Below are 24,591 nucleotides of genomic sequence, written 5' to 3'. Positions count from 1 at the left end.
TTACAATTCGTAACGTTTGATTTTATTGTATAGCGTCTGACGTGAAATACCCAGCTGGCTGGCAACGAGCGAAAGATTGCCATTGTATTTATCCATGGCATTTTTGATCATGTTGTATTCCATTTCTTCCAGTGTGGTAGCCTCTTTCAACGGAGATTCTTTCTTCCGGGGAAAATCGAAATCCGAACTGTCTAGCGTTTCCCCTTCCGATATGATTACCGACTTTTCGATCGTATGCTCCAATTCGCGGATATTACCGAACCAGGGCTGTTGTTTCAACTTTTCCTTTGCATCCGCACTCAGGCGCATGGAAGATTTTCCGTAGATATTACAATATTTAGATAGGAATATCTCTGTTAACGGTACAATATCTTCGGGTCTGTCGCGGAGGGAGGGGATTTCTACGTGTATCGTATTGATACGATATAGAAGGTCTTCGCGGAACAGTTCTTTTTGCACCATATCCTGTAAATCGCGGTTCGTTGCACAAATCAGACGGATATTTACCGGGATAGGCGTGTTGCTCCCCACTCGCACTACGCTGCGGCGTTGTAGGGCGGTCAGTAGTTTTGCCTGCAAATGGTAGGAGAGGTTTCCTATCTCATCCAGAAAAAGTGTTCCGTTGTTGGCAGCCTCGAATTTACCCGGTCGGTCGGCACGTGCATCGGTAAAGGCTCCTTTCATATGACCGAACAGTTCGCTTTCGAACAATGTTTCGGTAATGGCACCCATATCTACGGGGATCATTGCCTCCTTTTTACGGTTCGACAACATATGTATTTCCCTGGCCAGCATTTCTTTACCGGTTCCGTTCTCTCCGGTGATCAGGATATTGGCATCTGTTTTAGCTACTTTTTCGATCAGGTTGCGGAGTTGTTGCATTGCATTGCTTTCGCCCCAGAACATACCGCTTTCTTTGGAGACAACCTGCTTGTTACTTTCATGAGGAATCCCTTTCCTATTCGCTGTCCGGATATCATAAGCCGTTTTCAGTGTTTCCAGCAGTTTGGCATTATTCCAGGGTTTGACAACGAAGTCGGTAGCCCCCTCCTTGATCCCCCTTACTGCCAGGTCTATGTCGGCATAAGCGGTAAAAAGAACTACCTGTACCGACGGGTCTTCCTTCTTTATTTCAGAAAGCCAGAAAAGTCCTTCATTGCCGGTATTGATCCCGGCACTGAAGTTCATATCGAGTAAAACAACGTCCACGTCTTCATTGTGCAGGGTTGTCTTTATTTTATTCGGGGTAGAGATGGTTATCACTTTCTCAAAGCAGGTGCCTAACAGCATCTGTACTGCGGTAAGAATCCCCTTATTGTCGTCCACGACCAGTATGGTGCCTTGTTTAGCCATATATGATAATATCTATATTATAGTGCAAAGATACAGGTTCGGTTTTATACTTCCTAACCACTGTCTAATATTTAGACATATAAAATAGGAGGATGAAACGAATAAATATCTGTTGTCTAATATTTATACACCATTGTCTAATTTTTTTACACTTTGAGAAAATACTTGTTTTGTCAATGTGTTGATAAATAATTCTTTAAATGGTTTGGCACAGTCTTTGCCCTTCTATAGGCAGAAAATAACACAAAAATGAAACAGATAATATTCACATCGATTCTTTCGTTTAGCCTGGCAACAGCCGCCATGGCCCAGGAAAAGCTCTGGACAATGGATGAATGCATGCATTATGCCGTTGAAAACAGTCCGAAAGTCAAGAAACAAGCTTATACGAGTGATTCTTATAAGGCAGAGTTGAATTCTGCTGTAGCTTCGTTCTTTCCGTCTATGAGTGCCAGTGTTGGTGCACAATATAGTTTTGGACGTTCGATCGACCCGGAGACTAACGTTTATAATAATACATCTACTTTCAATAACGGATATAGCCTGGGAGTCTCCATTCCTATATTTAACGGGGGACAATTGGTCAACCAATGGCGTATGGCAAAAGCAAACCGTCAGTTAGGTATGAACGATATCCAAAAGGCGAAAGATGATCTGGCTATTAATACGATGCAGGCTTTTATGGATGTAGTGTATTATCAGGGAACCGTTAAGCTGGCTGCCGAACAGCTGGAAGAAAATAGCCGTATCCTGTATAAAACCCGCCGTCAGGAGGAACTAGGATTGAAGGGTAAAGCGGATGTGGCACAGATCGAAGCCCAGGTAGCAGCCAACGATTACAATCTGACCCATCAACAGAATTTACTTAATACAGCGATGCTAACTTTGAAGCAAAATATGAATTACCCCTCTGACATGGAGCTGGATGTCGATACCATGCTTTTGGATAAATCGTATGCAACCATGTTGGAGTCGATCGATGAAATATATGATTACGCATCTGAAAATAATCCGACAGCTTTGCAGGCAAAACTTCAGTTGAAATCCTATAAAATGCAGTATCTGATGGCGAAAGGACGTTTGTTGCCTTCTATTTCTTTCTCAGCCGGGGTTTCTACGAATTATTATGAGAACCTGAAGGCTGTACAGGCACCTGCTTCTTTTAGCAATCAGTTTAAAAATAATCGTGGTGAATATATCTCTTTCAACCTGAGTTTCCCATTATTTGACGGATTGAGCCGTTTGACCAACCTGCGCAAGGCACGCAATAATATGCGTATTGCCCAGGAACAGCAGACAGAAGTGCTCCGTCAGTTGGAGACAGCCATCGAACAAGCTATTCTCGACCGTGAGGGCTATGCCAAAGAAACTATTCAGATGGATAAAAAAGCAAAAGCGGATGAAATTGCTTATCAGGTAACTTTACGTAAATTTGAAGAAGGTCTGATGAGCCCGATCGATCTGCAAACCAGTGCAAATACATTACTTCTGTCAAAAGCCGATCTGCTGCAGCGGAAGCTGATGTATCTGATGAAATGCAAGCTGGTCGATTATTATAAAGGGAAACCTTTGATTGAAGGCATTCATTGAGAATAACGCGAATAACTAGGAAACAAACAATAAAGAAATAAAAACATACAACAATGGATATACAGTTAGAAAAGAAAAAAGGCATTCAAAAGAAACATTTACCTTATGTAGGTGGTGGTGTTTTATTCCTGGTACTGGTGGGATGGATCATTTTCGGCGATCATGCATCGACATTGAAAGTAGATGCCCGTGGAATAAGTATCGGCAATGTGACCAAGGAGCAGTTCAACGATTTTGTTCGTGTGGACGGACAGGTTCAGCCTATCACAGTGGTACAGTTAAGTCCTGAAGAAGGTGGTATCGTACAGGAAAAGGTTGTTGAGGAAGGAGCCCAGGTGAAAAAAGGCGATATCATTGTCCGCCTTTCCAACTCCGGCCTCGATTTGCAGATACTGGATGCGGAAGCCCAGTTGGCTGAAAAACAGAACTTCCTGCGTAATACCCAGGTAGCGATGGAACAGGACAAGCTGAATAACCAGTTGGAGAAAGCTCAGCTCGATGTCGACATCGCCCGTTCACGCCGTGCTTATACGCAACAAAAGAAGCTCTATGATGAAAACCTGATCGCCAAGGAAGAATTTCTGAAAGCGAAGGAAGATTATGAACTGGCAACCAAGAAATATGCTCTTGTCGTTGAACGTTTGCGTCAGGATTCAATTTCCCGTACGATCCAGATGGATGAAATGGAAACGAGTTTGGCTAATATGCGTCGTAACATCCAATTGGTACACGAACGGAAAGAACATCTGAATGTCCGTTCACAGATCAACGGTGAACTGGGTTTGTTGGATGTAGTCCTCGGACAGAATGTATCAGCCGGTATGAAAATCGGTCAGATCAACGACCTTTCCGATTATAAGATAGAAGCTATGATCGACGAACATTATATCGACCGCGTTAAACCGGGATTAGGTGCAGCCTTCGACCGTCAGGGAACAAGTTTCGCACTGGCTGTACGTAAAGTATATCCGGAAGTTCGTGAAGGTAAGTTTCGTACCGACTTTGTCTTTACCGGCGAACGTCCAGACAATATCCGTAGCGGACAAACATATTACATCAATCTGGAATTAGGACAGCCGACAGAAAGTATCATTATTCCGCGCGGTACATTCTTCCAGAGCACGGGAGGTAGCTGGATATTCGTCTTGGATAAAGATGGTAAAAAAGCTTATCGTCGCAAGATCAAGATCGGTCGCCAGAACCCGCAGTATTATGAAGTGACCGAAGGTCTGGAAGCCGGTGAAAAAGTGATCGTATCAAGTTACGAAAGCTATAAGGATAATGAAGTCCTGGTGTTGGAATAATATTTCAGGTGACAGGTGACAGTTGACAAGTGACAGTTAGGCTTCGCGCTCGGTAAATAAATCGGCTGAAAGCCGAAATAACTGTCAACTGTCACTTGTCAACTGTCAACTAGCAACTTTAGCGCATTATTTTACTGAAATAAACAACCTATAAAAGATGACCACAATGAAGAATGTACATATTGCTTTTCGTTCCCTTTTTAAGAAAGGAAGACATAATGGAATTAAAATAGTTTCATTAGGTGTTGGCTTGGCCATGGGCTTGGTGTTGATTGCTAAAGTATGTTTCGAACTGTCTTATGATAATTTCTATCCCGAGTCGGATCGTGTTTTTGCCATACAGGAAAATGTATCTGTAGGAGAGAAGAAAATAGAAGGATATCCGCATGTAAGTGGAGGTGTTCCGCCGGGGATGAAAGCAGAAATACCCGGTGTGGAATCGGCTACCTGTGCCAATGTAATAGGGGAGTATCTTTTTACTACTTCCGATAAGAAAAAATATACCGGTAACTTTGTAATGGCAGACCAGTACTTCTTTGATGTCCTTCCCCGTAAAGTGTTGGCCGGTAATGCGAAGGAGACTCTTTCGCGTCCATTGTATGCCCTTGTATCCGAAAAGATAGCTGCTAAGATAGGCGGTGGAAAAGATGTGGTAGGACAGACTTTTGAAATCGCCTCTTTCCCCGGACATCTTTTTACGATCGGCGGAGTGTTTGAAGAAGTACCGGATAATACCCATCTGAAATATAACATGTTGGTTTCGCTGGTCTCTTTCGAGACGGTTATGGGATGGACGAACCTCGATCAATGGTTTGGTGGTGATAGTTATAATGGGTATGTTCGTCTGCAATCCGGTGTTCGTGCCGAAAACCTGTTGCAGCCGATGGCTGAGATGCTCGACCGCCATGTCGACTCTGCTCAATTGAAAGAGCAGGGAATCGATTACGCCCTGGCATTGTGTCCGCTGGAGGAGCTTTACGCCAAGTCGCCGGCCACGAAACGGATGGCTGTCATGCTTGTGGCTATTGCATTTGCTATCCTTTTTGCAGCCCTGATGAATTACGTCTTACTGGTGATCTCGTCACTGGTAACCCGTTCGAAAGATATTGCCGTACATAAATGTTACGGTGCATCCGGATGGAATATCTCGGACATGATCTTTTCGGAAACCTTTCTCAACCTGCTTGTCTCGCTGGGGATATCGGCTTTGTTGATACTGGCTTTGCGTGAGATGGTGGAAGAATTGCTCAGTGCGTCGTTGTTATCACTGTTTACGGTCGATACCGTTCTGATGCTGGTGGCTGTTTGTGTAATTGTATTTTTAGTGGCGGGATTACTGCCTTCGCAACTGTTTTCGAAAATACCGGTAGCATCGGTATTTCGCTCCTATAAAGAATCACGCCGTTCATGGAAGAAGGCGTTGTTATTTATCCAGTTTATGGCCGTTGGTTTCCTAGTATGTCTGCTGGTAGTGATCGGTTTGCAATATAATAAGATGGTAAACGATAATCCGGGATATAAATACGAACGGCTGGCTTATTGTTGGATGGAAGGTGTACCGAGTTCTTCCCGCCGCGCCTTGATAGATGAGCTTAAAAAACTTCCGGAGGTGGAGGATGTATCTACTTGCAGTAGCTTACCTGCTTTTAGCGGTTCAGGGGATATGGTCTATCGTCCGGGAACAAAGGAAACCATTATTCATTTCGCCGACCTTTACGGGGCGAATGCCAATTATACCTCTCTGATGGAAATGTCCGTTATCCAGGGAAAAGCATTCGATCATTCTTATTCCGATTCTTCCCGCGTGGTAATGATCAGCCGGATGATGGCCGACAAACTGGCCTTGGCACTCGACTGGAAAGACGGCGTGGTAGGAAAGAAAATATATGTGAGTGGTCATGGTACACCTAACGATTTCGAGATAGCAGGCGTGTACGACGATGTCCGTGTCGGGGCTATCGGAAGCGAATTGATGGGACCTTCGGCGCTGTTTTATAGCGGTCGTCCGCAGAATACGCTGGTCATTAAACTGAATAAAATGTCGCAGGAGAATATGGCACGGCTGGACGAAACCATCAAGGCCACTTTGCCGGATAAGGAGATGCCTGTATCTTCCTACAGTGTCAGCATGGCAAATATGTATAACTCTTCGCGCCTTTTCCGCAACGCGGTGATGCTGGGCGGTATCGTAACGCTGATCATCACTCTGATCGGGCTGATCGGGTATATCAATGATGAAACCAACCGGCGCGGAAAAGAAATAGCTGTTCGCAAGATCAACGGGGCAACGGAAAAGGATATCCTTTCGCTGATAGCTTCCGATGTAACCTGGATGGCTTTCCCCGCTTTGTTGCTGGGAGCCGGTGCCTCTTATTATGCAGGCGAGAAGTGGTTGCAGCAATTTGCCGAAAAGATATCGATGAATGCAGGTGTGTTCACGTTGAGTGTAGCAGGGGTACTTTTACTTATTTTGGGTACCGTTGTCTATCGTAGCTGGATGGTTGCCGTATCCAATCCGGTGGAAAGTTTGAAATCTGAATAAATGATATAAATATGAGGAATTTTAGTATGGCAATCCGTTCCCTGTTTAAGAAGGGAAGGAACAATGGGATTAAGATACTGGCGCTTGCCGTCGGGCTGGCAATGGGGCTGGTGTTGGTTGCAAAAGTATGTTTCGAACGTTCGTACGATAACTTTTATCCCGACAACGACCGCATTTATCTGGTCAAGTCCGGCTTAAACAAAGACGGGAAGAAAGATACCTGGGGACAGGTGAGCGGTGCTATCGCTCCGGGTTTGAAAGCGGAGGTTCCGGAGGTGGAAGTCGCAACGCGCTATACCCGCATAGGACCGGCCAATGAACTGATCATGTCGCCGGAGAAACAATTTTATAAAGCGACCATCCTGCTTGCCGATACTAGCTTTTTCGATATATTCCCCCGTCCGATTCTGGTGGGCGATCCGAAAGATGTCCTGGCCCGTCCCGGTTATGTGATGATCTCACGCTCTCTTGCCGAGAAAATGGGGGGAGTAGGGAGTGTGGTCGGTAAGACCTTCGTTCGTGAAGCAAACCGTAACTCTCCGCAAACCATCGGCGGTGTATTTGAAGATATACCTGAAAACAGCCATTTGCGTTATGATGTGTTGGGAGCGTTGGCAAGCATGCCGGAATGGAGTACGACCAACTGGCTGGGCAACGACCGTTACATCGCCTACGTGAAACTGGTTCCGGGCACTGATCCGGAAGGGCTTGCCCCCTCCATCCGCCGTATGCAGGAGCGCAACCAGGACATGGAAGGGCTGAAACAGGCCGGTGTCGATCTGTTCTATACCATCTCGCCGTTGCAGGATATCCATAATAATGATAAGGAGGTGAAAGACATGAATGCCATGCTTCTCTTCCTGGCTACGATCCTGATTCTTATAGCCGTGCTCAATTATGTGCTAGTCGTTATCTCCACACTGATCGGACGTACGAAGGAAGTGGCGGTACATAAATGTTACGGAGCTTCGGGTAAAAATATATTCGGAATGATCTTTTCCGAATCCTTGCTACATCTGTTGTTGGCACTCTTGCTGGGAGCTTTCCTGCTGATCCTTTGTAAAGGGAAGGTAGAGGAATTGTTGTCAGCTTCGTTGTCTGCCCTGTTTACGGTACCTACTTTGACGATTCTGTCGGGTATCTGTATCGTTGTATTCGCCGTTACCTGCCTGGTGCCGACCTGGCTCTTCCTGCGTATTCCGGTGGCATCGGCTTTCCGCAGCGTAAAAGAATCGAAGCGTTACTGGAAACTGTGCCTGCTTTTTGTACAGTTTGTCGCTACGGCCTATCTGGTGGCATTATTGATCACGATCAACCGCCAGTATGGTGCTATGATATCGAGTGATCCCGGCTACGCTTACGAGAATCTGATCTTTTGTAATACCCGCGGGGTGAGTGCCCAGGAGCGTGAGCGGGCGATGGACGAACTGCGCCGTCTGCCACAGGTCAACCTGGTGTCGGCCAGTTGCGAGTTGCCTTTCAAATATCCTTCGGGTAATAATGTCGGTCTGCCGGGTGATAACCGCGAACTGTTTAACATTGCCGATATGTACAGCGTCGGTGATAATTATTTTGAACTGATGGAGATACCTATTCTGGAGGGCCACGCTTTCCGCCAGGGTGAGGCTAACGGCGATAAAATAATGGTTAGCCGTCGTTTTGTCGAACAGATGGAGAAGGTGGCGGGCTGGACAGGAAGTGCTATTGGTAAAGGTGTGATGATATCCGAACATAGTAATGGAAATCAGGTATACACCATTTGCGGTGTCTATGATGACTTCCGTATCGGCTCCATCAAAGGTCCCGATACCCGTGCCTCGGTTTTCTTCTACGACATGAAGCCGGGTGGTATTGCCCCTACGGAAAATATCCTGATAAAGATGCACGATATGACATCGGACAATATCGCACAGGTTAACCAGATCCTGACAGATGCAATGCCGAATAAAGTGGTGGAAGCTTCTGTCTATAAAATGAGTCTGGCTCAGCAATACCAGGGCGACCGTGAGTTCCGCGACTCCATCTTCATCAGCGGCATCGTCTGCCTGATCATTGCGCTGATCGGCCTGCTGGGATATACTGCCGACGAAACCAACCGCCGCGGACGTGAGATAGCGATCCGCAAGGTCAACGGTGCGACTGCCGCCAGCATCCTCCGGATGATCTCGCGCGACATCTCCTATATAGCCGTTCCTGCTCTTACGATCGGTGTAGTGATTGCCTATATCAGTGCCTCCGACTGGCTGGAGAAATTCTCGGAACGCATCCATCTGAACTTTTTCATCTTTATAATCGCGGCATTATTTGTTTATGTCGTTATTATCGGCTGCGTATTGTATCGTGCCTGGGCAACAGCGAACGATAATCCGATCGACAGCCTGAAAGCAGAATAACATATATTTATATCATTTACTTTTTAACCGGAAAGCATCCGCCTCGTAGGAGGTACGGATGCTTTTTTTATTTAAATTGCATTTTTTCTTTCTGATCATGTTATGTTTTCTTTTCACGATTGTCTTTATAATAGAATGGAGAAAGAACAGTTCAAAATAGAAATAGTGCCCTTACGGGATAAACTGGCCGGTTGTGCCCGTCGTCTGCTGGATGATCCGGAAGAGGTCGAAGACGTGGTACAGGAAGTTTTTCTTAAACTCTGGTATATTCGTGAAGAACTTTCCAATTATAATAGTGTAGAGGCGCTGGCGATGCAGACGACAAAGCATTTATGCCTGAACCGCCTGAAATCGTTCCAGTTCCGGCAGAAGGAGCAACTGACCGAATCGGTTAGTATCAGTGACGAGGTTACTCCTTATTCTCAACTGGAACAGAAAGATAGCGTGAACCAGGTGATGCGTATCATCGACCGGCTACCCGGACTTCAGCAGATCATTCTCCGTATGAAACATGTCGACGGTTATGAGGTGGAAGAGATAGCGACATTGACCGGAAGTACTCCCGAAGCAGTCCGGATGAATCTCTCACGTGCCAGAAGACGTGTAAAAGAATTATTTTTTAAGATGTAAAAGTATGCAAACAGAAAAACAGAAACATATAGAAGAATTACTGGAACGTTTCTTTGATGGAGAAACCTCCAATACGGAAGAACAGGAATTGTATTCGTTTTTCAACAGTCCCGAAGTGCCTGAAGCGTTGGAATCCTACAGATCCGTATTCGGTTATTTTGAAACGGGTATTAAGGAAGAGTTCCATGAAAAGATAGTAGAAAACGAACGGTCTTTCCCCTGGAAATCTGTAAAAAAGTGGTTATGGGTCGGCATCAGTGTAGCAGCTTCCATATTATTGTTTCTTGTCTATACTTTCCGGACTGAGCAGCCGGACCCGTTCAATCCTTACGAAGGAAGTTATATAGTCCGTAATGGCGTTCGCATTACTAATATGGATGAGATCTTGCCGGAACTGGAATATACGGTCCGTGAAGTGGAAGACAGGCAGGAGCAGGCCGAACAGATTGCCGGTTATCTGAGCCGTAAAGAGAAGCAATTGCGGGAACAGGAAATAAATGCAACCAACCCTTACCGGAAAATACTGGAGGATAATCCGAATAAATATTTCCGGCAGGAGATGAAAACTATATTGTATAGCGAATATAAATAATTAATAAATAATGGTATGAAAGCGAAGAAAACTATTTTATTGTGTGTGGCCCTTTTAATGGGATGTATGGCCGAAGGTCTGAAGGCGCAGGAACACCTGAACGCTCTTATGAAAAAGTGTGAGAATATGGATACGATCGATATGAACGTGATCTATAACAAGAACCGGGAGACGAAGAAAACGGAGAAGATCATCAAAACGGTTACTTTCTCAAACAATCAGAAACTGCTGGATGAATTTGTAGCTGCCTTTGAGAAAGACAAAGATGCGGCGTATAAGATCATCGATGACAAGAAGAGCGGAAAACTGTTGCCTTCATTCTACCGGTTCGGAAGCGGGAAAAACGATATCTCTTATTCCCTGTCGGTTTCCAAATCCGGTAAAATAACGGTCAGCAAGATCGAACGCTTTGATTATGATCCTAAAAAGTCAGGGAATTTCGATTTTGACTTTGGTTCTACTATGAATTATGAATATGATGTAGAGAGTGCCTCCATGTCCATAACAACAATGGGCGGTAACTAATAAAATGTACTATAAGGGAAGGTATTCCACCTGTGAAGGCGGAATGCCTTTATTTTTATGCTCTTAACTGTCTAATTAATTTACACCACTGTCTAATAATTTGACATTTTCTTTGAATTCTGTCTGACTCTTTTTCTTGTATATCAGATGATTGTTCGTTTTGGCACACTATTTGGTTCTTTACAGGCTATATGCATTTAGCATACACTGGTATAAAATATTAAAAACACGAATCAAATGAATAACCTGGTAAACTTTAAGTCATTTTTCAAATTTCTAAGCCGGAACAAAACCTATACGGCAATCGATATCTTCGGATTATCCGTATCGTTGATGTTCGTTATATTGATAGCTGTTTATTCGGTACAGGAATTGTCTACCGACAAATACCATGAGAAAGGCGACCGTATCTACGTGTTAAGCAGCGAAGCCAATACCGGATCGGCCTATAAGCTGGCCTACCGTTTGCAGGAACGGTATCCGGAAATAGAAAAAGTATGTCCGGTCGCTCCCTGGGGATTCTATCATACATCTGTAACGGTAGCCGATAAAAACTTCAATGCCGAATTAATGTTCGCCGATACGACTTTCTTCGATTTCTTCTCTTTCCCGCTGTTGGTTGGCGACCGCAATCATGTGATGGATGCCGATGGCTATGGCGTGATCTCCGAAAGTTTTGCCCGCAAAGTATTTAGCGACAGTGATCCGATAGGGCAGGTCGTTCAGGTGAACGATTCCATCCGTATCCAGGTGAACGGGATCATGAAAGACATTCAAAACTCTACGATTCCGTATTGCGATATCCTGATGGGAATCAAACAGCTCAAATATATGGAAGAGGAAATGGACAGCGACCAGTTCTATAATACCGGAGCCGTCAACAATTTCATTATGGTAAAGGAAGGAGCAGACCTGCTTGCCAAAACGGATGATATCGTTGCTTATTTCAAAGAAGTATTCTGGATGTATCAAAGAGGAATTTACAGCAAGGTGCTTCTGAATCCTCTGGAGGATTTTTATTTCTCGGATATGGGTACCTATACACTGGCTAAAGGGGACTGGCAATTTGTAATGATCCTGCTTTCGGTGGGGATACTTATCCTGCTGTTTGCCATCATCAACTATATTAATCTGACTGTGGCGCAGACGGCTTTCCGGGCAAAAGAGATGGCTACCCGCAGATTATTGGGCTCGTCGAGAGGAGACCTGTTCCTGCGACTGATCATGGAGTCTACCCTGATGACTTTCATTTCTTTTCTGTTGGGTATCTTTCTGGCAATATTTTTCTCTCCTTATGCCTCTCAGTTGTTGAATGCCCGTATAAATCTGTCGGACTTTGTTACCCCTGGTTATGTATTGCTGGCTGTAGCTGTCATTCTGCTGATCGGTATACTTGCAGGATTGTTGCCTGCCATTGTGATTTCCAATGCCAAGCCGATTGAAGTGGTGCGGGGTACTTTCCGTCGGCAGACCAAGATGGTGTTCAGTAAGTTTTTTATTACTTTTCAGAACGGGATCACGATCGCCCTGGTGGCAGCTTCGATCACGATGGTAGCACAGGTGAATCATCTCATACATGCTCCGTTGGGATATAAAACGACGAATGTGATGGATGTTCCGGTCGAATCTTATAAAAGTAAGAAAGATATAGAGACATTCGCTAATGAGGTGAGCCAACTGGCTTCTGTTAAGCGGATCGCTTTTTCACAGGGCACTCCTTTTAACCGGGGGAATAATTCTACGGAAGAGATCAATGGCAAGCAGGTCAGTTTCCAGGTATTCAGGGCCGATACGGCTTTTCTGAGTATATTAGGTATTGAGATAATACGTGATAATCATCTGGCCGGTCCTAAAAAGACCTATCTGAACCAGCAGGCTATGCGTGAAATGGAATTGCCGGAAGATTCTCCTTCCATCAAAGTGTGGGGGCAGGAATATCCTATTGCCGGTGTTGTGAAAGATTTTCAGTTATCGAATATCATGTATCAGAAGAAGCCGGTCAGCCTTCAGATTAGGAATGATATAAAAGAATGGACCCCGTATAATGTACTGCTGGAAGTAGAAGGCGATCCTGTGGAATCCTATAAAGATATACAGGAAATATATGAACGTATCGGCCATGTCGGCTTTGAAGGGAAATATATAGATACACAGATACAGGAATCATTTGCCGCACAGGAAAGGACTTCCCGGATCGTTTCGATCTTTGCTTTCGTCGCTATCCTGATCTCGTTGCTGGGATTGTTGGCTATGTCGACCTACTTTATCCAGCAGCGTTCATCGGAAGTGGCGGTGCGTAAAGTATTCGGCTCGACCAATTCCCAGATATTATACCGGCTGATCCGTACTTTCCTTGTCTATGTATTGATTGCTTTTGTGATCGCTACACCGATCATCTGGCGATTCATGCAGCAATGGTTGTCCGATTATTCTTACCGGATCGAATTGAGCCCGCTTATTTTTATAGCAGCCGGTCTGTTTTGTTTATTCGTATCGTTCGTTACGATATTTATCCAGAGTTACCAGGCTGCCAATCTCAATCCGGTGGAAAGTATAAAGAATAAATGACCGATTTGCTGCCGAGTGTAAAAAAACTAGACATGAGTGTCTAAATATTAGACACTCTTCGAAAAAAGAATAAAATCTATAGGTTTGAATATCAGTAAATTATTAAGTTTGGCACGTATTTTGAATTATATAGAGAAAACAGAGCGTTTTTTAGATATTACAAAGTATATAACGTAGAATTAAAAAATAACATTATGATTAAGATTGAAGGATTAAGTAAGCATTTCCGTACAGAGGAGGTTGAAACTATTGCATTGAACAATATTTCAATGGAAGTGAAAGACGGTGAGTTTGTTGCTATCATGGGACCTTCCGGTTGCGGTAAATCAACATTGTTGAATATTCTGGGATTGCTGGATAACCCGACTTCCGGCGACTACTATCTGATCGATAAAGAAGTGGGTCACCTGAAAGAAAAAGAACGTACCCAGGTGCGTAAAGGGAATATCGGTTTCGTATTCCAGAGCTTCAACCTGATCGACGAACTGAATGTGTATGAAAATGTGGAATTGCCTTTGACTTACCTGAAGGTAAAAGCTGCCGAACGTAAACAGATGGTAACCGATATCCTGAAACGAATGAATATCAGCCATCGTGCCACTCACTTCCCACAGCAGTTATCCGGTGGTCAGCAACAACGTGTGGCCATTGCCCGTGCAGTCGTTTCCAACCCGAAGATCATCCTGGCGGATGAGCCGACCGGTAACCTGGACTCTAAGAATGGTGCCGAAGTGATGCAGCTGCTGACCGAACTGAACAAGGAAGGAACTACCATCGTCATGGTAACTCACTCCAAACATGATGCCAGCTTTGCACACCGCATCGTCAACCTGTTCGACGGTAGCATCGTATCTTCTGTCAGTGAATTTATTTGATCATATTTCGATACATAACAAAGCATATAGCTAAATTTATAAATTAAGATAAACCGGCATATCCTACCTGTGAAGGTGGGATATGTTTATTCTCTCGCCTAAATGAAATCAGTAAGAATATGAATAACCTATTAAATATAAAATCATTCCTCAAATTCTTAAGCAGGAATAAAGCCTATACGGCAATCGACGTATTCGGATTGTCTGTTTCCTTAATGTTCGTTATACTGATTGCCGTTTATACCGTACAGGAATTGTCGGTCGACAAGTTCCATAAGGATGTAGACCGCATTTATGTGTTGGCTAACGACAAAGGACCGAGCACGGCCTTGCCGATTGCTTACCGCTTGCAGGAACGCTATCCTGAGATCGAGCAGGTCTGCCCGGTTATTACAACCAATGTGGGTAACCAGATCGTAAAAAACAATGATAAAAAATTAACTGCCAGAACAGTCCCCGTCGATTCTTGCTTCTTTAACTTTTTCTCTTTTAAACTCCTGGCAGGAGATAAGAACCGGGTATTGGAAAACAGAAGCAATGTCGTTCTCTCAAAGACTTTTGCCAATAAACTGTTCGGCACGGAAGACCCGATCGGACAAAGCGTTATTATCGGCGATTCGCTTTCTTTCCTGGTGAGCGGCATTATGGAAGATATCAAACACTCGACGATCCCGTACGCTGATATTATGTTTCGTGTGGAGCGGGCTCATGAGTACAACTGGTCGATCAGTATGGATCATCCCGGAAATGCCGGCTCGACAGTCGCTTTCTTAAAGATGAAGCCGGGTGCCGACCTGCGTCCGAAGATACCGGATATCCTGGCATATTTCAAGGAATCGTTCTGGATTTACCAGCGTGATATGTCCAAAGTTGTGAACTTGATACCGATGAGTGAACTTTATTTCTCTGAATTGAACGATTTCGGATCTGTTCAAACAGGGAACAAGCGTTTGGTCATCGTTCTCTTGTCTGTAGGTATCCTGATCCTGGTCTTTGCCATATTCAATTATATTAATCTGACGGTCGCACAGGCAGGTCAGCGGGCGAAGGAGATGGCTACAAGACGTTTGTTAGGATCGTCACGTGGAGATTTATTCATACGTATGATGATAGAATCGACTTTGCTGACCGTAATTTCTTTCGGAATAGGCTGGTTGCTGGCACATGCGGCGGTTCCTTTTGTGAATGATCTTTTGCAGACGCAGATCGATCTGATGGCGACTTTCACTCCTGGCTGGTGTCTTGCCGGTATTGTCTTGATTCTTCTGATTGGCGTTGTTGCCGGACTGTTGCCGGCTGTATTGATTTCTTCCGTGAAGCCGATCGATATCGTGCGCGGAACGTTCCGTAGGCAGACGAAAATGGTGTTCAGTAAGGTGTTTATCACTTTCCAGAATGGAATCACCATTGCCATGATCGCTGCTTCGATCGTCATGATCCTGCAATCGCGTCACTTGATCAATGCACCGTTGGGCTATAATACGAATAGTATACTGGAGGTTGCGAATGGTTTTGCAAACAACTCCGACCGTAATGCAGCTATCGATGAGTTTGGTCGTCAGCCATTCGTTAAACGAGTGGGGCTGGCAGCCGGGATGCCTTTGAGTGGAAGTAATAATATGTCCAGCGAATATGAAGGTAAATTTCTAGGTTTCCAGCAGTTCATCATGGATAGCACAGCGTTCAATATGTTGGGATATAAGATTGTCCGTGATAACCAATTAGCAGAAAAGAGCTGGTATGTCACCGAAAAAGCCATGCGGGATATGGAGTTGCCACAGGACGCCCCCAGTTTCCTATGGAATAAAAATGCAACGCCGATTGCCGGTATTGTGCAGGATTTTCAGCTGGGGAATATTACGAATGACATGCGTCCCGCCATGCTTCGCATCGACAAACGGAGTGAGATGTTCCCCTGGAGTATTCTTATCGAAGTGGAAGGTAACCCTTATACAGCTTATAACAAAATACAAGAGATCTATAAGGAGGCTTCCGGTGGGTTGGATTTCAATGCCACCTATCTGAATGAACAGGTTCAGAAATCGTTCGAGTCTGAAGTCCGGATGACAAAGATTGTTTCGCTCTTTGCTTCGATTGCAGTTATTATCTCTATGTTGGGTTTACTGGCCATGTCGACCTATTTCATCCATCAGCGTTCGCAGGAGGTGGCTATTCGCAAAGTGTTCGGATCGGATAATCAGGCTATTTTGATCCGTCTGATCGGTTCATTTTTGGTTTATGTGGGTGTGGCCTTTATTATAGCAACACCGATTATCTGGTATTTCATGAACCAGTGGCTGTCCGATTATTCATACCGGATCTCCCTGAATCCGCTAATCTTTATTGTCTCCGGTATATTCTGTCTTGTAATTGCACTTGTAACGGTATTTTTCCAGAGTTACAAAGCTGCTAATGCCAACCCGATAGAAAGCGTGAGCGGCAGGTAGTATGAAATAGAAATGAGTCAATATCAAATAAATTGAATGATGAATAATTTGTTGAACATGAAATCGTTCCTGAAGTTTCTTAGCAGGAATAAAGCATATACTGCGATCGATGTATTCGGATTATCTATTTCACTGATGTTCGTTATCCTGATCGCTGTTTATACCGTGCAGGAATTATCTGTGGATAAATTCCATGTGAACCGTGACCGTATCTGTGTGATCGGCAATGAGGACGGACCGGCTACTGCCGTTCCCATCCCTTACCGTTTGCAGGAAAGGTATCCGGAGATAGAGAAGGTTTGTCCCGTCATCCCGAATAACCTGGATAACCATCAGGTTTTTTATGGCGATAAGAAACTGAAGGCATCGCTGATGTGTGCCGATTCGACCTTCTTCGACTTTTTCTCATTCAAATTATTGGAAGGCGATCCTGACAGAGCCTTGCAGGACCGTTATAATGCGGTGATCTCCGAAACATTTGCCCGTAAAATGTTCGGACAAGAGGCAGACGCTGTAGGGAAAAGTATCCGCATCAGCGATTCCACCTCGGTGATCGTTACCGGTGTGATGGAAGATATCCGTAAATCCGTTTTGCCTTACACCGATATGCTGATACGCATCGAACGTATGGGTGAGTTTAACGGTGGTCTGACTAAGACAACCGATAACAATGCCGGTGCAACCGTCGGTTTCCTGATGTTGCATGAAGGGGCTGACCTGAGTAACAGGGCCGACGATATCCATACCTATTTTAAAGAGATCTTCTGGCCTTATAAGATAGATGTATGGAAAGGAGTGACGGTTACACCGCTGAATGAACTTTATTTTAAAGATTTCCAATGGTCTACGCTTGAACGTGGCGACCGCAACTTCGTGCTCGTATTGATGTCGGTCGGTATCCTGATCCTGATCTTTGCCATATTCAACTATATCAACCTGACGGTAGCCCAGGCAAGCCAACGGGCAAAAGAGATGGCAACCCGCCGTCTGCTGGGTTCTTCCCGTATGGAATTGTTCCTGCGGTTGATGATGGAATCTTTACTGCTTACCCTGGTTTCGTTCCTGTTCGGCGTCCTGCTGGCTATTGCCGCAGTGCCGTATGCCAATGAACTGCTGGATACACGTATTTCCCTGACAGAAGCCTGTACACCGGTATGGTTTGCTGTGGCTGCGGGGATAATCCTGTTGATCGGAACGCTTTCCGGTTTGTTGCCGGCCTTGTTGATTTCGGCCTCCAAGCCGATCGAAGTGGTGCGCGGTACATTCCGTCGTCAGACTAAAATGGTATTCAGTAAATGTTTTATCACTTTCCAGAATACGATCACGATTGCTACCCTGGCGGCAGCCCTGATCATGGGTGTCCAGATTCATCATATGATAACGGCCCCACTGGGATATAATACAAGGAATATCCTGGTTGCCGAAAACCAGTTCCGTTCGGACAGCGAGAAAACGGCGGCTATGGACGGTCTGCGTCAGTTGACCTGTGTCAAGTCCATCGGGTTCAGTAACGGTACGCCGTTCAGCGGCACTAACAACCTGACAGGAGTATATGAAGGGAAATCGCTCAGTTTCCAGCAGATGGTGCTCGACAGTGCTGCATTTAAGATGCTGGGGCTTGAGATTGTGCAGGATAACCAGGTTGCATCGGGTAATAACTGGAGCTGGTATCTCTCCGAAAGAGCTCTCCGCGATATGGAATTACCACTGAATGCCCAGTCGTTCAACCTGGAAGGGAATGATCCGGCGCCTATCCTCGGTGTGCTGAAAGATTTCCAGTTACGGAGGATCACGGACGAAAGTTCGCCGGTCATGTTACGCTTCCGCGATTTCAACCAACCGAACAGTTGGCCCTGGAATATCCTGATAGAGGTGGAGGGCGATCCGTTCACCGCTTATAAAGAGATTGCCAGGATCGTGGAAGATGTGACCAAGGTAGAGTTCGAGGCTAAATATCTGGATAGTGAGATACAGGAATCGTTCGACTCGCAGATACGCCTGGTAAAGATTGTAGTGATCTTTGCCCTGATCGCGATCCTGATTTCTCTGCTAGGTTTGCTGGCTATGTCGACCTATTTCATCCAGCAGCGTGCACAGGAAGTAGCGGTCCGTAAAGTTTTCGGGTCGGATAATAAGAGTATCCTGTTCCGGCTGGTAGGTACGTTCCTGATCTATGTGGTGATTGCTTTTGTTATCGCAACGCCGCTTGTCTGGTATGCCATGAAAGAATGGCTGTCGGGCTATTCATACCGCATCAGCCTCAATCCGCTTTATTTCATTGCGGCCGGTCTGTTCTGTCTGCTTATCTCATTTGCCGCGGTCGTTGTACAAAGTTTCCAGGCGGCGAATGCCAATCCGGTAGATAGCGTAGCGAATAAATAGAGAACGAATGACTTTTCCCCATAGGAAAAACAAAATAACGTTTCAGGTTTCAGTTGTTTTTAAATATCTGTATATGATTTGATTATGCTGAAACGTCATCAGGTTCCAAAAGCCTTGCAGTTTTTTTCGGAAAGCTGCAAGGCTTTTGAGTTATATACTAAAGGTTTTTCTGAAACGGATGCCGTCCCGTTTTTTTTCGGTCCCGTATTATTTTTTACGGATGCCTACCTGTGGAGGGAGCAGTCGTTACCCGTTAAAAAAAGCATATATGTTTCGTTGGCAAAACATATATGTTTTGAGATCAAAAGTCCCTTATTTTGAAATCAAAAGATAGGACCTTTCCGGATAAGCAATTTATCTCCTTTCAGTTTATTGTCTTGAAAAACAAACGTCCGAATGGACTGAAACCTGAAACGTGAATAATGAATATCTTGGAGAGGAATGCTTTACGATGTAAAAAAACTAGACAGGACTGTCCAATAATTTGACATGTCCTGAATATCTGTATTTCTTTATATGTTTGATAGATAGCCGTTTATTGTTTTTGGCACGTAATTTGAATATTGATAGGTGTAATAAGAATAGAAGACAAAACATTAGTATAGATGAAAACAATATTACGAAACTTTATGAACGTACTGCGCCGTTTCAAGATGGCGTCTTTTCTGAATGTGATAGGGTTGACCGTTGCCTTCACAGCTTTTCTGGTGATTATGATGCAGGTTCAATATGAACGGACTTTCGACCGGTGTTATCCGACCGCATCCCGTATTTGCCGGGTAGATATGAATCACGGTGACGAGGATATTTATGCATCAGTGATTCCCCAGGCGTTAGCGAATGCTGCTTTTACTTCGTCTCCTCATATTGAAGCCTATACATTGCTGAATTCTTTTAGTAGTAAAACCTATGTGAACGTAGGAGAGGGAAATGATGAGAGAGGTTTTAAAGAACTATTTATCCCTTGCTATCCGGATTTTCCCAAAGTATTCGAACCGACTTTGGTAGAAGGAATTGCAACTTGCCTGGAAGACCCGGAAAAGGTAATGATATCTGAAAGTATGGCTAAACGGATGTTTGGCAAGGAATCGGCTATAGGCAAAAGTATTCGTTCGAAAGATAGAGTGTTTTATGTAGATGGAATGAACTTTACCGTCGGAGCTGTCTATAAAGATTTTCCGGAGAACTCGCAGATGGAAAATGGAATTTATGCCCGAATGAATAAACACTTTGAAGATGATTGGCTTTCTCAGAACTTTATGGGATATTTATTGCTCGATTCACCTGAATCACGTCAGGTAGTAGAGGATAATTTCAATAGTACATTCGATTTTGCTAAATATAATGTCAATAAAGAAACCCGCTTGCAACTGATACCTATCACTGACATTTATTATATGCCTGGTCAGTTGGATGATTTTATTAAGACCGGAAATGTCGATACGATGCGGTTATTGGTATTGATCGCTTTACTGGTTATCGTCATTGCCGGGATCAATTTTACGAATTTCAGTACTTCGCTGGCTCCGATGCGGATAAAAAGTATCAATACCCAAAAGGTATTGGGCAGTTCGACAGCAAGTTTGGTAGCCGAAGCGGTATCTATTTGTGTATTTGCCTGCCTGTTGGCCTTTTTATTGACCTGGATATTGAACAGGACGGAAGTTTTATCGTTCGTCGAAGCGGATACGAATTTACTGCATTATATACCGCTGTTATTTATGGTGTTGGGTATTTCTGTATTATTGGGGTTGGTAGCCGGTCTGTATCCGGCATGGTATATGACCTCTTTCCAACCGGCACTGGTATTGAAGGGTAGTTTCGGCCTGTCTACTTCAGGACGGAAGTTGCGTACGGCCTTGATCGGTTTCCAGTATGTTGTTTCCATCGGTTTGATTATCGGTTCTTCTTTTATACAGATCCAGAATAACTATATGCGTTCTTACAAGTTGGGATTCGATAAAGACCAGGTAGCGATGGTGACGTTGAGTCAGGATATAGTCAAGAAGTCCGGTGATTTGTTGGTAAACCGGTTCAAAGAGTATGCCGGTATCGAGGATGTAGGATTTGCCAATACCATAGTAGGAGCTTCGGATGTCTATTCAGCCAATGATTTCCGTTATAATAATAAAGAATTTAATAGCGAAATTATCGATGTTTCATGGAACTTTCTGAATGTGATGGGTATTCCCGTTACCAGCGGACGTGATTTTAGCCGTTCGGATGCACAAAATGATTCTACTTTTGCTTGTATCTTTACCAAGCGGGTTCTGGATGTCGTTCCGGATATGGAACCGGGACATCCATTGGAAAAGAGCTGGATGGGTACAGGTAATATAGTCGGCTTTATCGACAATATAAAGGTTTCTTCCCTGCGTTCGTCTAACAGACCGTTGCTATTCAGGTTGAGTGCAAGATTCGATGTCTTACCTGTTTCCTATATCCGCCTGAAAGTCGGAACAAACGTAGAAGAAGCGGTAGCCCATATCCACCGGGTGATTGCTGATATCGATCCGGCTTATCCTTTCGAAGTCGAGTTTTACGATACGGTATTCAATAATCTCTATCATAAAGAACAATATCTGAAAAAGATGATCACCTTGTTCAGCCTGTTGGCTATCGTTCTGTCGATCGTGGGCGTATTCGGTTTGGTAGTCTTTGAAACACAGTACAGACGGAAAGAGATCGGCGTTCGGAAAGTGTTCGGTGCGACGGTACAGGAGATATTGAATATGTTCAATAAAATTTACCTGAAGGTTGTCAGTATATGTTTCATCATAGCAGCCCCGTTTGCTTATTACGGAGTGCATAAATGGCTGGAAAACTTTTCCGACAAGACACCGATCTTCTGGTGGGTGTTTGTTTTGGCCTTTGCCGTTGTGGCAGCAATCACGATGCTGACGGTTACTTTCCAAAACTGGAAAGCGGCGAATGAGAATCCGGTGAATAGTGTTAAAAGTGAATAACTAATCTAGTATCGATATTATGAGTAATATTTTAAATTTCAAATCATTCTTTAAGTTCCTGGGACGCAACAAGGGGTATACTGCTATCGACCTGTTCGGTTTGTCTGTCTCGCTGATGTTTGTGATTTTGATCGCAACCTATGTGGTCGGTGAGTTGTCGACCGACCGTTACCATGAGCATGCCGACCGTATCTACGTTTTGACGGATGGTCAAATGAGCGGTTCGGCTTATCCGTTGGGTACTCGTCTGGAGGAACATTATCCGGAGGTTGAAAAAGTCTGTCATACAATGACCCGTGTCTTTGAAAATACTCCGATCCAAAACGGGGAGAATAATGTAACGGCAAATATGATGCTTGCTGATGCGACTTTTTTTGATTTTTTTGATTTCCCGTTAGTGCAGGGGAGTAAAGAGCAGGCATTGGCGGCAAAGAACTACGCCGTGATCTCCGAATCTTTTGCGAATAAGTTTTTTGGAAATGAAGACCCGATGGGGAAAACGATCCGTATCAATGATAAACTGTCGCTGATGGTGAATGGTGTGATGAAGGATATCCGGAACTCTGTTATCCCGGATCAGGATATCCTGTTCAGGATCGAAAATATCAATACCTTAATTCCTGAAGGTTGGATTGCTAACTACAACAGTTATGGAATGACCAATGTCTTTGTGATGGAACAGGAAGGTGCAGATATTACTTCCCGGTCGAAGGATATAATGGATTGGTTCAATACCTTTGTACCGGCATATATGAATGGAGCTGTAAAGGGACTTAGCTTCATTCCGCTGACAGAGTTATATTTTTGGGAACAGACCAATCCGTATGGATTTTATGCGATAGAAAGAGGCAACTGGCAGTTTGTGATGATCTTGTTATCAGTCGGTTTGCTTATTTTGTTGTTTGCCGTCATTAATTACATCAACCTGACAGTGGCACAGACCGGTTTCAGGGCGAAAGAAATGGCCACCCGTCGTTTGCTGGGTTCTTCGAGGAAAGAATTGTTTTCCCGCTTGATCATGGAATCGACATTGTTGACAACTATTTCTTTCTTAGTTGGTTTGTTGCTTGCTTTCTTCTTTGCTCCTTTTGTAAGTGATCTGTTACAGAAGAAAGTAGATCTGGTTGAAATGATCACTCCGTTGAATGGTATGGTTGTGATATTGCTGATCGCCCTGATCGGATTTATAGCCGGATTGTTACCGGCAATCGTTATCTCGAATGCGAAACCGATCGAAGTGGTGCGGGGTACGTTCCGTAAACAGACGAAGATGGTATTCAGTAAGTTCTTTATTGTTTTTCAAAATACGATCACGATTTGTCTGATTGCAGCTTCTGTTACCATGTTTTTGCAGGTGAAGCATCTGATCAATGCTCCGTTAGGATATAATTCAGTCAATATTATCGATATAAAAGGAGATGAATTGCCGGAGAATCAATCCTGTAATACTCTGGTGAGTGAGTTGAAACAGTTGGGTAGCGTTAACCGGGTAGGATTAGGACAAGGTACTCCTTTCAATATGGGAATGAATTATAATGCCCGTTACGATGATAAGACGATTCCTTTCCAGATCATTCGTTGTAATAAAGAATATAGCGATATTCTGGGGTTTGAATTCCTGCGTGATAACCATGTAGCCGATCCGGATAAATATTTTCTTGCCGAAAGCTCGGTGAAAGCTCTGGAATTGAAAGAAGACGCTACGGATTTTGATTTCAGCGCCTGGGGAAAACATCCTGTTGCCGGTATTGTAAAGGATTTCCAGTTACGTAATATAATACAAAAGAACTCTCCGGTCGTTCTGATTCTCACTGAAAGCAAAGAGGAACTCGATCGTCCTCATAATATCATCGTAGAAGTGAATGGCGATCCGTTTACTGCCCGCCGGGAAGTGGCTGCCACTTATAAAAAATTGACTGGTCTGGACTTTACAGGTAAGTTCATGGATGAACAGATCGAAGAATCGTTTACGGTTCAGAAAAGAACTTTGACAATCGTTATGACCTTTGCCGGTATCGCGATCCTGATCTCGTTGTTGGGCTTGTTGGCTATGTCGACTTACTTTATCCAGCAGCGTTCGTCTGAAATAGCCGTGCGCAAGGTGTTCGGTTCGACCAATGCACAGGTACTGATCCGGTTGGTGAAAGCCTTCCTGACCTATGTGGCGGTAGCCTTTATCATCGCTATACCGCTGATTTGGCATTTTGTGAACGGATGGCTGACCGATTATTCGTATCGGATCGAGCTTTCTCCCTGGATTTATGTCGTTGCCGGAATGTTCTGTCTGATCGTCTCGTTTGTAACTGTGTTCATACAGAGTTATCAGGCGGCAATAGCCAATCCGGTAGAAAATATAAAAGATAATTAGGCTTTTGCCTGATTATCTTTTAACCGAAACAACCAAAACCTTTTTACATATTATAT

The 24,591-nt window shown here is 44.2% G+C and carries 14 protein-coding genes; 13 read left to right on the top strand and 1 reads right to left on the bottom strand.

The features are described 5' to 3' along the window. On the bottom strand, window positions 1-1,353 hold the full coding sequence (locus IEY67_RS11780; protein WP_183671402.1) for a sigma-54-dependent transcriptional regulator: 1,353 nt from the start codon (window positions 1,351-1,353) through the stop codon (window positions 1-3). 249 nt (window positions 1,354-1,602) lie between these two features. Between IEY67_RS11780 and IEY67_RS11775 the strand changes: the two genes are divergently transcribed. The 13 genes from IEY67_RS11775 (at window position 1,603) to IEY67_RS11715 (ending at window position 24,535) form a co-directional block, all read left to right on the top strand. Continuing rightward, window positions 1,603-2,943 carry a TolC family protein gene (locus tag IEY67_RS11775; RefSeq protein WP_183671403.1) on the top strand — a complete coding sequence of 447 codons (1,341 nt, stop codon included), beginning with the start codon at window positions 1,603-1,605 and terminating at the stop codon, window positions 2,941-2,943. 53 nt (window positions 2,944-2,996) lie between these two features. After that, complete coding sequence (locus tag IEY67_RS11770) at window positions 2,997-4,247, top strand: efflux RND transporter periplasmic adaptor subunit (RefSeq protein WP_122351560.1); 1,251 nt, start codon at window positions 2,997-2,999, stop codon at window positions 4,245-4,247. 166 nt (window positions 4,248-4,413) lie between these two features. Beyond that, a complete protein-coding gene (locus IEY67_RS11765) occupies window positions 4,414-6,789 on the top strand; it encodes an ABC transporter permease (protein ID WP_183671404.1) in 2,376 nt (791 codons plus the stop codon). 11 nt (window positions 6,790-6,800) lie between these two features. After that, window positions 6,801-9,182, top strand: coding sequence for an ABC transporter permease (locus tag IEY67_RS11760; protein ID WP_183671405.1), 2,382 nt, complete (start codon window positions 6,801-6,803; stop codon window positions 9,180-9,182). 135 nt (window positions 9,183-9,317) lie between these two features. Next, entirely contained in the window at window positions 9,318-9,812 is a 495-nt protein-coding gene (locus IEY67_RS11755; RefSeq protein WP_183671406.1) for a GFO_1088 family ECF-type sigma factor, read from the top strand. 4 nt (window positions 9,813-9,816) lie between these two features. Then, window positions 9,817-10,404, top strand: a complete 588-nt coding sequence (locus IEY67_RS11750) for a PG0215 family putative anti-sigma factor (protein WP_183671407.1) — start codon at window positions 9,817-9,819, stop codon at window positions 10,402-10,404. Window positions 10,405-10,419: 15 nt separating this feature from the next. After that, a complete protein-coding gene (locus tag IEY67_RS11745) occupies window positions 10,420-10,929 on the top strand; it encodes a DUF5024 domain-containing protein (RefSeq protein WP_183671408.1) in 510 nt (169 codons plus the stop codon). Window positions 10,930-11,166: 237 nt separating this feature from the next. After that, a complete protein-coding gene (locus IEY67_RS11740) occupies window positions 11,167-13,497 on the top strand; it encodes an ABC transporter permease (RefSeq protein WP_183671409.1) in 2,331 nt (776 codons plus the stop codon). Window positions 13,498-13,691: 194 nt separating this feature from the next. After that, window positions 13,692-14,372: an ABC transporter ATP-binding protein gene (locus IEY67_RS11735; protein ID WP_122351555.1), complete on the top strand. Its 681-nt coding sequence runs from the start codon at window positions 13,692-13,694 to the stop codon at window positions 14,370-14,372. 119 nt (window positions 14,373-14,491) lie between these two features. Continuing rightward, window positions 14,492-16,819 (top strand): ABC transporter permease, encoded by a 2,328-nt coding sequence (locus tag IEY67_RS11730; RefSeq protein ID WP_183671410.1) that lies wholly within the window; start codon window positions 14,492-14,494, stop codon window positions 16,817-16,819. 39 nt (window positions 16,820-16,858) lie between these two features. Then, on the top strand, window positions 16,859-19,201 hold the full coding sequence (locus tag IEY67_RS11725; RefSeq protein WP_183671411.1) for an ABC transporter permease: 2,343 nt from the start codon (window positions 16,859-16,861) through the stop codon (window positions 19,199-19,201). 605 nt (window positions 19,202-19,806) lie between these two features. Then, window positions 19,807-22,167, top strand: coding sequence for an ABC transporter permease (locus tag IEY67_RS11720; protein WP_183671412.1), 2,361 nt, complete (start codon window positions 19,807-19,809; stop codon window positions 22,165-22,167). Window positions 22,168-22,186: 19 nt separating this feature from the next. Then, window positions 22,187-24,535 (top strand): ABC transporter permease, encoded by a 2,349-nt coding sequence (locus IEY67_RS11715; RefSeq protein WP_183671413.1) that lies wholly within the window; start codon window positions 22,187-22,189, stop codon window positions 24,533-24,535. Window positions 24,536-24,591 lie beyond the last annotated feature (56 nt).

It is taken from the genome of Parabacteroides faecis (assembly GCF_014647375.1).
Taxonomy (GTDB): domain Bacteria; phylum Bacteroidota; class Bacteroidia; order Bacteroidales; family Tannerellaceae; genus Parabacteroides; species Parabacteroides faecis.
This window is presented reverse-complemented; position numbering and strand designations above follow the sequence as displayed.

What these genes read in the sequence shown, in the direction of transcription:
- IEY67_RS11720 (WP_183671412.1), top strand. Translation starts at nt 19,807, where the DNA reads ATGAAAACAATATTACGAAACTTTATGAACGTACTGCGCCGTTTCAAG.
- IEY67_RS11725 (WP_183671411.1), top strand. Translation starts at nt 16,859, where the DNA reads ATGAATAATTTGTTGAACATGAAATCGTTCCTGAAGTTTCTTAGCAGG.
- IEY67_RS11775 (WP_183671403.1), top strand. Translation starts at nt 1,603, where the DNA reads ATGAAACAGATAATATTCACATCGATTCTTTCGTTTAGCCTGGCAACA.
- IEY67_RS11765 (WP_183671404.1), top strand. Translation starts at nt 4,414, where the DNA reads ATGAAGAATGTACATATTGCTTTTCGTTCCCTTTTTAAGAAAGGAAGA.
- IEY67_RS11745 (WP_183671408.1), top strand. Translation starts at nt 10,420, where the DNA reads ATGAAAGCGAAGAAAACTATTTTATTGTGTGTGGCCCTTTTAATGGGA.
- IEY67_RS11760 (WP_183671405.1), top strand. Translation starts at nt 6,801, where the DNA reads ATGAGGAATTTTAGTATGGCAATCCGTTCCCTGTTTAAGAAGGGAAGG.
- IEY67_RS11755 (WP_183671406.1), top strand. Translation starts at nt 9,318, where the DNA reads ATGGAGAAAGAACAGTTCAAAATAGAAATAGTGCCCTTACGGGATAAA.
- IEY67_RS11740 (WP_183671409.1), top strand. Translation starts at nt 11,167, where the DNA reads ATGAATAACCTGGTAAACTTTAAGTCATTTTTCAAATTTCTAAGCCGG.
- IEY67_RS11735 (WP_122351555.1), top strand. Translation starts at nt 13,692, where the DNA reads ATGATTAAGATTGAAGGATTAAGTAAGCATTTCCGTACAGAGGAGGTT.
- IEY67_RS11780 (WP_183671402.1), bottom strand. Translation starts at nt 1,353, where the DNA reads ATGGCTAAACAAGGCACCATACTGGTCGTGGACGACAATAAGGGGATT.
- IEY67_RS11770 (WP_122351560.1), top strand. Translation starts at nt 2,997, where the DNA reads ATGGATATACAGTTAGAAAAGAAAAAAGGCATTCAAAAGAAACATTTA.
- IEY67_RS11715 (WP_183671413.1), top strand. Translation starts at nt 22,187, where the DNA reads ATGAGTAATATTTTAAATTTCAAATCATTCTTTAAGTTCCTGGGACGC.
- IEY67_RS11730 (WP_183671410.1), top strand. Translation starts at nt 14,492, where the DNA reads ATGAATAACCTATTAAATATAAAATCATTCCTCAAATTCTTAAGCAGG.
- IEY67_RS11750 (WP_183671407.1), top strand. Translation starts at nt 9,817, where the DNA reads ATGCAAACAGAAAAACAGAAACATATAGAAGAATTACTGGAACGTTTC.